This is a genomic window from Marinobacter sp. RI1 (assembly GCF_041155085.1).
Classification (GTDB): Bacteria; Pseudomonadota; Gammaproteobacteria; order Pseudomonadales; family Oleiphilaceae; genus Marinobacter; species Marinobacter nauticus.
Genome location: NZ_AP031605.1, coordinates 3,719,977 through 3,732,023 on the forward strand (window position 1 = coordinate 3,719,977; position 12,047 = coordinate 3,732,023).

The 12,047-nt window shown below is 57.3% G+C and carries 10 protein-coding genes; 3 read left to right on the plus strand and 7 right to left on the minus strand.

Annotated elements, in window-relative coordinates:
* The first annotated feature begins 4 nt into the window (after positions 1 to 4).
* Positions 5 to 1,336, plus strand: a complete 1,332-nt coding sequence (hslU, locus tag ACAM27_RS16870) for an HslU--HslV peptidase ATPase subunit (RefSeq protein ID WP_011784336.1) — start codon at positions 5 to 7, stop codon at positions 1,334 to 1,336.
* 85 nt (positions 1,337 to 1,421) lie between these two features.
* Here hslU and ACAM27_RS16875 read toward each other — a convergent pair whose 3' ends face one another.
* From ACAM27_RS16875 to ACAM27_RS16885, 3 genes are all read right to left on the minus strand, one after another.
* On the minus strand, positions 1,422 to 2,663 hold the full coding sequence (locus ACAM27_RS16875; RefSeq protein ID WP_022992070.1) for a patatin family protein: 1,242 nt from the start codon (positions 2,661 to 2,663) through the stop codon (positions 1,422 to 1,424).
* Positions 2,664 to 2,756: 93 nt separating this feature from the next.
* Positions 2,757 to 5,063, minus strand: coding sequence for a phosphoenolpyruvate--protein phosphotransferase (ptsP, locus tag ACAM27_RS16880; protein WP_011784334.1), 2,307 nt, complete (start codon positions 5,061 to 5,063; stop codon positions 2,757 to 2,759).
* Between the two features lie 12 nt (positions 5,064 to 5,075).
* Positions 5,076 to 5,606: an RNA pyrophosphohydrolase gene (locus tag ACAM27_RS16885; protein ID WP_023010968.1), complete on the minus strand. Its 531-nt coding sequence runs from the start codon at positions 5,604 to 5,606 to the stop codon at positions 5,076 to 5,078.
* A 182-nt stretch (positions 5,607 to 5,788) separates the two neighbouring features.
* On the opposite strand from ACAM27_RS16885, the gene ACAM27_RS16890 reads away from it, so the two are divergent.
* Positions 5,789 to 6,445: an HAD family phosphatase gene (locus tag ACAM27_RS16890; protein WP_141067846.1), complete on the plus strand. Its 657-nt coding sequence runs from the start codon at positions 5,789 to 5,791 to the stop codon at positions 6,443 to 6,445.
* A gap of 10 nt (positions 6,446 to 6,455) precedes the next feature.
* On the opposite strand, the gene ACAM27_RS16895 is transcribed toward ACAM27_RS16890, so the two are convergent.
* Genes ACAM27_RS16895 through ACAM27_RS16905 form a run of 3 tightly spaced genes read right to left on the minus strand, consistent with a single transcriptional unit; the run spans position 6,456 to position 8,989 of the window.
* The gene (locus tag ACAM27_RS16895; protein ID WP_011784331.1) at positions 6,456 to 7,652 is read right to left on the minus strand and encodes a class I SAM-dependent rRNA methyltransferase; all 1,197 of its coding nucleotides are present in this window, start codon (positions 7,650 to 7,652) and stop codon (positions 6,456 to 6,458) included.
* Between the two features lie 6 nt (positions 7,653 to 7,658).
* Positions 7,659 to 8,051, minus strand: a complete 393-nt coding sequence (gene gcvH, locus ACAM27_RS16900) for a glycine cleavage system protein GcvH (RefSeq protein WP_011784330.1) — start codon at positions 8,049 to 8,051, stop codon at positions 7,659 to 7,661.
* 47 nt (positions 8,052 to 8,098) lie between these two features.
* Entirely contained in the window at positions 8,099 to 8,989 is an 891-nt protein-coding gene (locus ACAM27_RS16905; RefSeq protein ID WP_206855050.1) for a LysR family transcriptional regulator, read from the minus strand.
* A gap of 113 nt (positions 8,990 to 9,102) precedes the next feature.
* On the opposite strand from ACAM27_RS16905, the gene metE reads away from it, so the two are divergent.
* Positions 9,103 to 11,373 (plus strand): 5-methyltetrahydropteroyltriglutamate--homocysteine S-methyltransferase, encoded by a 2,271-nt coding sequence (gene metE, locus ACAM27_RS16910; RefSeq protein WP_141067843.1) that lies wholly within the window; start codon positions 9,103 to 9,105, stop codon positions 11,371 to 11,373.
* Between the two features lie 63 nt (positions 11,374 to 11,436).
* Here metE and ACAM27_RS16915 read toward each other — a convergent pair whose 3' ends face one another.
* On the minus strand, positions 11,437 to 12,042 hold the full coding sequence (locus ACAM27_RS16915; RefSeq protein ID WP_369612344.1) for a DUF2931 family protein: 606 nt from the start codon (positions 12,040 to 12,042) through the stop codon (positions 11,437 to 11,439).
* Between the last annotated feature and the right edge of the window lie 5 nt (positions 12,043 to 12,047).

Sequence of the window (12,047 nt, forward strand, 5' to 3'; positions counted from 1 at the left end):
GACCATGTCTGCAATGACTCCCCGAGAGATTGTCCACGAACTGAACAAACACATCGTGGGCCAGGAAGAAGCAAAACGCGCCGTCGCCATTGCCCTGCGTAACCGCTGGCGCCGCATGCAACTGGACAGCAGCCTGCGGGATGAAATCACCCCGAAAAATATCCTGATGATCGGCCCCACCGGTGTCGGCAAAACGGAAATCGCCCGCCGGTTAGCCAAACTGGCGGATGCTCCCTTCCTGAAAGTGGAAGCCACCAAATTTACCGAAGTGGGCTATGTAGGCCGGGATGTTGAGTCCATCATCCGCGACCTGGCCGACATGGCGGTGAAAATGCTGCGCGAACAGGAAATGAAGCGGCATGAACACCGTGCACTGGATGCCGCCGAAGACCGCATTCTGGATGCCCTGCTCCCGCCCCCCAGGGATTTTAACGAAGACAGCCAGCGCACCAATGCGGACTCCTCAACCCGACAGCTGTTCCGCAAGAAACTGAGGGAAGGCGAGCTGGACGACAAGGAAATCGAGATCGATTTACGCAGCAGTGGAGCCGGCGTGGAGATCATGGCACCTCCGGGTATGGAAGAGATGACCTCCCAGTTGCAGAGCATGTTCTCCAACCTGTCTTCGGACAAGCGCAAAACCCGCAAGATGAAAGTGGCGGATGCCATGAAGCGGGTGAAGGACGAAGAAGCCGCCAAGCTGGTGAATGAGGAAGAGATCAAGCAGAAGGCCATTCAGGCGGTTGAGCAGAACGGGATTGTCTTTATCGATGAGATCGACAAGGTTGCCAAACGCTCGGAAAACACCTCCTCGGATGTGTCCCGGGAAGGCGTTCAGCGCGACTTGTTGCCTCTGATTGAAGGCAGCACCGTAAGCACCAAATACGGTTCCATTCGGACCGACCACATTCTGTTCATTGCCTCTGGCGCCTTCCACCTGTCCAAGCCTTCTGACCTGATTCCGGAACTGCAGGGCCGCCTGCCGATTCGCGTGGAGCTGCAGGCGCTGACGCCGGACGACTTCAAGCGCATTCTGACCGAACCGGATGCCTCGCTGGTGCAGCAGTATGAAGCGCTGATGGGCACCGAAGGTGTGAAACTGACCTTCGCCGACGATGCCATCGCCCGCATTGCGGAAGTGGCTTACAAGGTGAACGAAACCACCGAGAATATCGGTGCGCGCCGCCTGCATACCGTGCTTGAGCGCTTGCTGGAAAGTCTGTCCTACGACGCTGGCGACCAGGTCACCGATACCTTTGAGGTGACCGCGGACTACGTTGACGAGAAGCTCGGCGAGCTGTCTGAAGACGAAGACCTGAGCCGCTACATTCTCTGATTCGCGGTTTCCTGAAATGCCAACAAAAAAGCCGGAGGGGATGACCTCTCCGGCTTTTTCATGCCCGTATCAGCAACATCAGTACTTATTCTGCCTTTGAGAACAGGTGCGTGACGGTACTGAAGCCGCTCGCAATCCGGTTCTTCTCGCCCTGCTTCTTGCGACCTTTGGCCACATACAGGGGCAGCATTTCACCATACAGGCTGGTACTGATGGTTCTCTGCTCATCCTCAAGACGATCCCGGCGCAGCGTAATGCCGTACTTGCGCAGTTTGGGCTCCAATTCATCTGCCCGCCGGAGCAGATCTCGGCGGGTCATCTGATAGGCGTGCTCACACACCATACGGCGACTCTGGAAGCTGAACACGTTTGAGAAAAACAGCTTGGCATCATCCCGGGTAGGTTCAAACAGCAGTATGTCCTTATCCGGATAATCACGGGTGTATTGCGCAATACCCGACTGCATACGGGAATAAACCATGGTCCGGAACATCTGGGACAACAGATTCGGCATGCCGGAACGGGTAAGCTCGCCCGGCTTCATGGTCCCCGCGCGCACCGCAGCACTGGCATCGATGGGCACCTGGGGATTGACCGCCAACACCAGATCCGCGCCATCTTCAAAAGCGACCGAGGCATGCAACCCCTTTCTCAGGGTACCGTCCACGTAAAAACGACCATCAATCTCGACCGGCACGTACAGCCCCGGAGATGAAGTACTGGCTTGAACCGCCCGGGATATGGGGACATGATCGTACCCGGGCGCACCAAAGCAGACCGCCTCCGTGCTCTCCACATCTGCAGCAACCACATACAGACTGCGCTTGAGCTGACGAAAATCGTTCGTGCGGCCAAGCATGGTGAAGGCGCGCTTCAGGTACTCGTGCAACCCCTCGTTATCGAAAAGTCCGGCCGGTGCCGCCTGGGCCAGAATGGTCATGGCTTCCAGCAGGCTCTGATCGTAAGGGTTGTTCACGAACCGGCTGACCGCCGTTGAAAGCAAGCCCGGAACAGCGAGCAGCCGGCGCCCGATCTCACGCAAAGCCGGACGATAGAAAACCTCAGGGTGAAACGGGTGAACCTCAGCTTCGTTCCTTACGAAGATGCGGCAAAGCTGGGCTGTGGTCATCTGGTTTGCCAGATTGGCAGCCACAAAAGAGCCGGCATTTACGCCGACATAGACATCGATATTATTGAAATCCAGACCATCCAGGGCTTCGTCCAGAGCCCGCAGGGCACCGATCTCGTAAATACCACCCAGAGGCCCGCCGCCGCCAAGGGCGAGGCCAATTCTCGGTGCTGGCTTGAGCTCGGTCGCTGTCTTCATTGCCTGTCCTTATCGGATACTGCTGCAGGATTTCAGTTATCCAACAACCTAACAAGGGAATTTAGAGTGCGCACACTATAACCCTCACAATGCTCAGGAAACGGCCTGTTCTGCCAGTGCTGCCGACGAGGTACGGGCTGGGCGCAAGTAGCGACCAAAACCGGCATTGCGTAACGCCAGATCAACACAGCTCTTGATGACATGGGGCGAATCCAGCAACAGCACATCCTCCAACAGTTGAATGGCCCATTCCCGCCCCACGCTGCGGATCACGGATTTCACTTTCGGCAGACTCGCTGCGTTCATCGACAGGGAGTCATAGCCCATGGCCATCAGCAAAAGCGCGCCGCCCGGATCACCCGCCAGTTCGCCACAGATACCCACCGGTTTGCCCACCGAATGGGCATCCTGAGCCACCCGCACCAGCGCCTGCAGCACCGCCGGATGATAGGAGTGATACAGCTGTGCCACCCTCGGGTTATTGCGATCTACCGCCAACAAGTATTGGGTCAGATCGTTGGAGCCCACTGACAGGAAATCCACCCGCTCCGCCAGCTCACGAATCTGGTAAACCGCGGCCGGGATTTCCACCATCACACCCACCTTGGGCATATGGATGTCGTACCCTTCTTCACGAACTTCGTGATAGACCCGATAGATCAGGTGCAGGGACTCCTCCACCTCAGAAATATTGCTGATCATCGGCAACATGATCTGCAGGTTGTTCAGACCCTCACTGGCCTTAAGCATGGCCCGCACCTGTACCAGGAAGATCTCAGGATGGTCCAGCGTTACCCGGATACCGCGCCAGCCGAGGAACGGGTTTTCTTCCTGTATGGGAAAATAGGTCAGTGCCTTGTCACCGCCAATATCGAGGGTTCGCATGGTCACCGGATTGGGAGCAAAGGCCTCCAGCTGTTCCCGGTAGTATTCCCGCTGCTCCTGCTCTGACGGGAAGCGATCCTTGATCATGAACGGCACTTCGGTGCGGTACAGGCCGATGCCCTCGGCACCATGGGAAAGGGAGCGCACCACGTCGGTCATCAAACCGGTATTCACCAGCAGCGAGACCCGATGACCGTCAGTGGTCTCACAGGGCTTGTCACGAAGCGCTTCAAGGCCCCGAACCAGTTCGTCCTCTTCGTCGCAGATGGCCTGGAAAAAGGCCCTGAGATCCGCTGAGGGAGACGCGAAAATCTGCCCTTCGAAACCATCTACCACCAGTTCCCGGCTATCGAGCTGGTTAACCGGGATGTCTACCAGACCCATCACCGTGGGCACACCCATTGCCCTGGCCAGGATGGCAACGTGGGAGTTGCTCGACCCCTTTACCGAGACCAGCCCAACCAATTGCCCTTTGGGCACTTCACCAAGCATGGCCGGCGTCAGCTCTTCACTCACCAGCACGGTACGCTCGGGATACTCCAGATGCTTCTGCTCACCTTCCTGCAGGTGTGAGAGTAGTCGGCGGCCCAGATCACGGATGTCGACTGCGCGTTCTTGCAGGTACAGGTCGTCCATCATCTCGAAATGACGAACATACTGCTGAACCACCTGTTTCAGGGCGCCCTGAGCCCAAACGCCTTCCCGGATTCGATTCGCCACCTCACCCGGTAGCGCCTCATCTCCCAGCATCCGCAGATAGACATCGAACAACGCCTGCTCTTCCGGCCGGAGCTGGGACGCAAGGCGGTTGGCAACGCGCTCGATATCTTCCCGCACCGCCGAAACAGCTGAACGAAAGAGTTCCAGCTCCTGATCGATGTCTTCGGTCGGCTTTTCCGGAACCACATCCAGATCGGCGGCAGGATAAACCACCACGCCCGTTCCAATGGCGACACCCGGCGCTCCGGGAACGCCGCTGAAACTGACATCGCGGGCTTCCTCACCCGTCAGCGACAATCCACTGATGGCACCTGTGGCCTCACTGTGGGCAATCACACCCGCCAACTGGGCTGACACGGTGACCAGAAAAGCTTCTTCACCTTCATCGAAACAACGGGAACTCTCCCGTTGCTGAACCACCAGCACGCCCAGTACCCGGCGATGGTGAATGATCGGCACCCCCAGAAACGAGCGGAAGCGTTCCTCACCGGTCTCCGGAAAGTAACGATAGCGCGGGTGGGATGGCGCATCTTCAAGATTGATGGGTTCCTCACGGGAACCGACAAGCCCCACCAGACCCTCGGAGTAGGCCAGGCTGACCTGACCCACGGAGTCTTTGTAAAGGCCTTCGGTGGCCATCAGGATGTAGCGATTAGAGGCGGGATCCAGCAGATAAACCGAGCAGACCTCTGTGCCCATGGCCTTTTGCACCCGCGATACAATGATTTCCAACGCCTCCTGGAGATCGCGGGCGCTGTTTACCTCTTGTACTAGACTTCGCAGGATGCTCAGCATGGAGTCAGTCCGTCATTTCTGATGTTCCTTCATACGCCGTGGGTTCTCGGCCCGGTGCCACTGCTCCATGTTATGAAACAGTCTTGGGGCCAGCTCCCTCAACGCGCGTCTGTATACTTCTCGTTTAAATGAAACCACCTGCCCCAACGGATACCAGTAGCTCACCCACTGCCAGCCGTCGAATTCCGGTGAATCCGTGCCATCCACGCGTACATACGCATCTGGCGATAACATCCTCAGCAGGAACCATTTCTGTTTTTGCCCCACGCATACGGGGTGCGAGTTATGGCGTACCATCCTCCTCGGAAGCCGGTAACGCAGCCAGCCCCGGGTGCAGCTGATGATTTCCACATCGCTGGCACACAGGCCGATTTCCTCTCCAAGCTCCCGGTAGAGTGCATCCTCGGGGGTTTCGTTGTGCTTGATACCGCCCTGAGGAAACTGCCAGGAGTCCTGCCCTATTCGCCTTGCCCAGAGAACTTCTCCCCTGTGGTTGGCCAGAATGATTCCGACGTTGGGTCTGAAACCGTCTGAGTCGATCACGGCACAGTCCTCGTAGTAGTCGGCTGCCGGTCATTTTTTAACCGGCGAAAATTGTCCAAGTTGCTCTCATTCTTACAGAAACCCAAGGCTTCGGCAAACGGAGCTGTTGGCGGCACGTTACTGGCATGCCGTGGTAGACTGTCGCCTTTGCCATGATGCCTGTACGGATGGGAGGAGAAGGCTTGACGCTCGCGATTTTTGATCTGGATAACACTTTGCTGGCCGGGGACAGCGACCATGCATGGGGCGAATTCCTGGTGGAAGAGGGCATGGTGGATGCGGAGGAGTACAAGCGGGCCAACGACCGCTTCTATCAGGAATATCTGAATGGAGAGCTGGATGTTTTCCATTACCAGCGCTTTGTACTGGCCCCCCTCACCCGCCACAATCTGGAAGAGCTTGAAGGCTGGCGGGCTGCTTTCATGGCCAAGAAGGTGCAGCCGATGATGCTGGACAAGGCGGTGAAGTTACTCGCGGATCATCGCGAGCGGGGCCACACGCTGATGATCATTACGGCAACCAGCCGTTTTATTACCGAACCTATTGCCGAAATGCTAGGAGTGGATCATTTGATTGCCACTGAGCCAGAGCTGGTGAACGGGAAATTCACGGGTGAAGTGGCGGGCACACCGAGTTTTCAGGAGGGCAAGGTGGAGCGGCTGAATGACTGGCTGGCCGCCCACGGCAAGAGCCTTGAGGGCGCCTGGTTCTACAGCGATTCCCACAATGATTTGCCGCTGTTGCGGAAGGTGGACAATCCTGTGGCGGTGGACCCGGACCCTACCCTGGAGAAAACGGCAATTGAGAATGGCTGGGCGGTGATTTCGCTGCGGGCGTAACGCCCGCAGATCACAAAAACCCAGTCAGGGAACGCACAAAGCAGGACTTGATATAGTCCGTCTCCGGAATCCCCGGTACGATCGGATGATCCGGCGCCTGGTGACCCTGTTCCAGTAGTTGCACAAACCGGTCGATCTTGCGGCCGCTGCTACGAATAATATCGATCAGCTTTTCCTGGGAAAGATGCATGGAACAGGAGGCCGACACCAGTAGTCCGTCGCGCTCCAGCAGCCGGAGCCCCAATTGATTCAACCGGGCATAGGCTTGCTCACCAGCTTTCTGGTCCCGGCGGCGCGGGATCAAGGCAGGAGGGTCCAGCACCACGATGTCGAATTTTTCCTTTTCGTCCGCCAGGGCTTTCAGGGCATCAAAGGCATCACCTTCAATGGTATCCACGTTTTCCAGCCCATTCAGTTTGGCGTTGTGGTGTACCGCATCTACGGCGGCTGACGATGCGTCCACGCAGGTCACCTGGGATGCGCCGGCGCAAGCGGCCTGAATGCCCCAACCGCCCACGTAACTGAACACATCGAGAACTTTTTTGCCGGGCGCGTAGGCCTGCAGGCGCTGGCGATTCATGCGGTGGTCGTAGAACCAGCCGGTTTTCTGGCCGCCCGCCAGGGGCACTTCAAAGCGGGCGCCGTTTTCTTCCACCAGCACAGTGTCGGCTTCCGGACCGTGGGCAAATTCCACGTAAGTATCCAGCCCTTCTACTTTGCGCATTTTTCCATCGTTCTTCAGCACGATGATGCGGGCATGAGCCAGGCGCTGGACGGCACGGACAATAGCCTCCTTCATCTGCTCCATGCCGGCGGTGGAGATCTGCACTACGACGACATCATCGAACCGGTCTACTACCAGGCCAGAGAGACCATCGCTGTCGCCGAATACCCAGCGATAAAAGGGTTTATCAAACAATCGCTCCCGCAGGCTCAGTGCCGCCTCCATGCGATCAGTCAGCCGCTTGGGCGTCATGCCGTGAGCAGCATCACGACTGATCAAACGACCGCAGATCAGGGCATGGGGGTTCACAAACGCCACCCCCATCGGTTTGTCGTTCGATGCCCGAACCTGCACCTGCGCGCCGGGCTGAAACTCCGTCAGCGGGCTGCGGCGGGTATCCACCTCGTTGCTGTACACCCACAAATGACCGGCCCGGAGACGACGTTCTGCGCCTTTGCGCAGATAGAGAACGGGGAATTCCATCAATAATTATTCCTCAGCGGCCACGTGTTCAGCGTAGGCAGCCGCATCCATGAGGCCTTCCAGCTCGCCTTCGTCGGCCAGTTTTACCTTGAACATCCAGCCATCGCCGTAGGGGTCTTCGTTCACGATTTCCGGCTCGTCTTCCAGCTTTTCATTGATCTCGATGACCTCGCCGGTTACCGGGCTGAAAACGTCTGAGGCGGATTTCACGGATTCTGCCACGCCGGCTTCTTCGCCGCCGTTTACCGTTGCGCCCATTTCCGGCACACCGATGTAGACCACATCTCCCAGCTGCTCCTGGGCAAAATCGGTGATGCCCACGGTGGCGGTGCCGTCAGCGTCAACGCGCACCCACTGGTGAGTTTCGATGTACTTCAGATCAGAAGGGATTTCACTCATGATTTGTGTGTCCTGTGATAATTTTCCGCGCAGTTTAACCGAAGAGATTAGTTCCAGCGAATGCTGCGGGCCAGCTTCACGAACGCGTTCAGATAATCCACCGCCTCGTCACGCTCCCGGAAACCCAGAAAAATCTGTTTGGGCATACCTTGTTGCCCGAGTTTCAGGGCTCTGATGGGCATGTTCCGGGCATAGTCATCCACCAGCCAGCGTGGTAACGCACTCACCCCTCGCCCTGCAGCAACCATCTGCAACATGATATCGGTGGTCTCAATGGTCTTATGGCGCGCCGGTGCGGTATGCGCCGGCAGAAAAAACCGCGTGAAGATGTCCAGACGCTCTACTGCCACCGGATAAGTAATCAGCGTTTCTTTTTCGAGTTGATGCGGCTCTACCCATTTTTCATCGGCAAGCGAATGATCTTCCGACACCACCAACACCTGTTCATAATCGAACACGGGCTCAAAACGTACACCGGGCTTATGCAACGGGTCCGGGGTAACCAGCAAGTCGATATCATGACCAAACAACGCGCCCATGCCGCCGAACTGGAACTCCTGTTTCACATCCACATCGACATCCGGCCACTGCTGCAAGTAAGGGCCTACTACTTTCAGAAGCCATTGATAGCAGGGGTGACACTCCATGCCAACTCGCAAGCTGCCGCGCTGCCCTTGGGCAATCTGGTGAATCTGCATCTCAGCGTGTTCAAACTGCGGCAGCAAACGATTGGCCAATGCCAGCAGTTGATGACCAGCCTGAGTCAAACGCAACTGACGCCCCTCTCGGAGCCAGACCGACGTGCCCAGTTGTTGCTCCAGTTTACGAATAGCGTGGGACAACGCCGACTGGGTGAGGTGTAGCTGTTCCGCCGCAGCCGTCAGTGAACCCTGACGCTCCACCGCTCGCATGATTTCCAGATGATGCCGCTCGACCATGTCCTATCCGTGAAACTTTTTCATGATTTAGTGAAATAATACCATTTTTATTCATGCAAAAGCCCGCCTAACCTTGAGGCCTGACTCAACACACAGGATTCAAGGACTCGATCATGGCAACCACACATAACCTCGGCTTCCCCCGTATCGGTGGCCAGCGTGAGCTGAAATTCGCGCTGGAAGACTATTGGGGCGGCCGGCAAACCGAACAGGAACTGGCCATCACGGCAGCCGATCTGCGCCGGCGTCACTGGCAGCAACAGGCCGGGCTCGATTACGTGCCGGTAGGCGATTTTTCCCTTTACGACCAGGTGCTGGATATGTCCGTCACTCTGGGAAACCTCCCCATCCGGGCCGCCAGCAAAGAAGGCTCGGAGCTGGACGCTTACTTCCGTGCCGCACGTGGCCGGGGTGCCAATGATAGCCCCTGCTGCGCCACTGCCGCTGGCGAGATGACCAAGTGGTTTGACACCAACTACCACTATATTGTGCCGGAGCTGACAGCTGACACTCACTTTGAACTCAATCCGGAACGACTGTTAACACAACTGTCCGAAGCACGGAAACAGGGACTCAACGCAAAACCCGTGATTATTGGCCCGGTGACCTATCTCTGGCTGGGAAAAAGCTCGGATGGAAGCAATCCTCTGGATTTGCTGGAGCGCCTGCTACCGGTGTACTCCCAACTCCTGGAAGCCCTGGCGGATGCCGGCGCGGAATGGGTTCAGATTGACGAACCTGCCCTGGTCACGGACCTGGACGCCAACTGGCGTTATGCCTTCAATCTGGCTTACCACCAGCTCAAAACGAACCGCCCGAAACTGCTATTGGCCACCTATTTCGGCGAGCTCAGGGACAATCTTCAGCTGGCGTGCGAATTGCCCGTTGCAGGCCTGCACGTTGATGCCATCAGCGCGCCGGCCGAGGTCAGTCGGGTGGCAGACTGGCTGCCGAGCCACAAGGTGCTTTCTCTCGGGGTGGTCAACGGTCGCAACATCTGGAAATCGGATCTGAACAGCACTCTGGGCTGGTTGGAACCCCTGAACGAAAAACTGGGCCAACGTCTGTGGCTGGCACCGACCTGCTCGCTTCTGCATGTCCCTGTTGATCTCTCCCGGGAACAGGAACTAGATCGCGACATTCGCAACTGGCTGGCGTTTGCGGTTCAGAAACTCGACGAACTGAAGATTCTCGCCAGAGCACTGAACGAGGGCCGCAGCAGCGTGCGCGCCGAGCTGGCAGACAATCAATTGGCCATCGATAGCCGCCGCAGCTCCCATCGCGTGACCAATCCGGAGGTTCGAAAGGCCGTTGCCGCCGCCACGTCTGAGCTTGGCAATCGCCAGAGTCCCTACCCTCAGCGGATCGTCCGCCAGCGGGAGAGACTAAACCTGCCCGCCTTCCCGACCACGACCATCGGATCTTTCCCGCAAACCCGCGAGATTCGACAGGCGCGACTGCAATTCCGTAAGGGCGAGCTGAGCGAACAGGCTTACATCGAACAAATGCGAGCAGAAATTGTTCGTTGCGTGGAAGAGCAGGAAAAGCTCGGACTGGATGTCCTGGTACACGGCGAACCGGAACGCAATGACATGGTGGAATACTTTGGCGAGCAACTGGACGGCTATGCCTTCACGCGCTTCGGCTGGGTTCAGTCTTACGGTTCACGCTGCGTGAAACCGCCGATTCTGTTTGGCGATATCCGCCGCCCCCAGGCCATGACCGTGGAATGGATCCGCTATGCCCAGTCGCTGACCGACAAACCGGTGAAAGGGATGCTGACCGGCCCGGTGACGATTCTGAACTGGTCTTTCGTGCGGGATGATCAGCCTCGCAAGGACTCCTGCCTGCAGCTGGCCCTGGCGATTCGCGAGGAGGTTCAGGATCTGGAACAAGCTGGCGTAAACATTATCCAGATCGACGAAGCCGCTCTGCGCGAAGGCCTGCCGCTGAGACAGTCCGACTGGGCAACGTATCTGGAGTGGGCGATCAACAGCTTCCGCATCGCCGCCAACGGCGTAGATGACAGCACCCAGATCCATACCCATATGTGCTACTCGGAGTTCAACGACATCATCGAAGCCATTGCCCGTATGGATGCCGATGTCATCACCATCGAGACCTCACGGTCAGACATGGAACTGCTGGATGCGTTCCGGAGCTTTGAATACCCCAACGACATTGGTCCGGGCGTATACGACATCCATTCGCCCAACATTCCTGACAAGGAACACATCATCAACCTGATGACTCTGGCGGCTGAACGTATCCCCGCAGAACGGCTGTGGATTAACCCGGACTGCGGCCTGAAAACGCGGAAATGGGAAGAAGTGACGCCGGCACTGGAAACCATGGTAGCGGCAGCGCGGGAACTGAGAAGCTAGGTTTCACAAGCGGCAATCTGTGGGTGCGCCCAAGAAAATGCACCCGCAGATTGAGCGGTGCGGCTACCACTTGTCGAGCTGCAGGCCATGCTCTTCCAGGTAATCGCCATGCTCCTCCAGATAAGACGCTGTGGCACTGGCAAAATCGGCGGGGTCGCCCTCAACCTCAGTAGCAGATACTCGCATCACCTCCACCGCGTTACTTCGCTGGCTCATCATCCACATTACGACCTGGCCGCCGGGGGCCAGGCCCAATACCAGCGAGCTCCGAGGCCTCATGCCGGTTGTTCCGTCCGGATATGAGTGTGCGGCTGGCTTACGCATCCGGTCCTGAAGGCCCTCCGGTACACGAATCAATGAGAAATAGAATTTTTGCTCTGCAAATGAAAACCAATGAAGCGCGATCAAACTGGGGAAGGGAGACAATTCACCACCGCCAACCCGGCGGGGGCCTGATTCCCCAATCCAACAACAAGAGACTGAACCAACAGGGAACCACCAGCTTCTTTCACCAGGCTTTTCCAATTGCAGATGCACAACCCGCATCTGGTATTTCTCCGGTGCTGAGACACCAATGTATAGTGAAGACTCGTCTTTCGTCCAAGTTGAGCAGCTGGCAATAACAAAGACTAGTGCAAGCACTAATGCAATCCTTAGCAATCTGCACATCACGA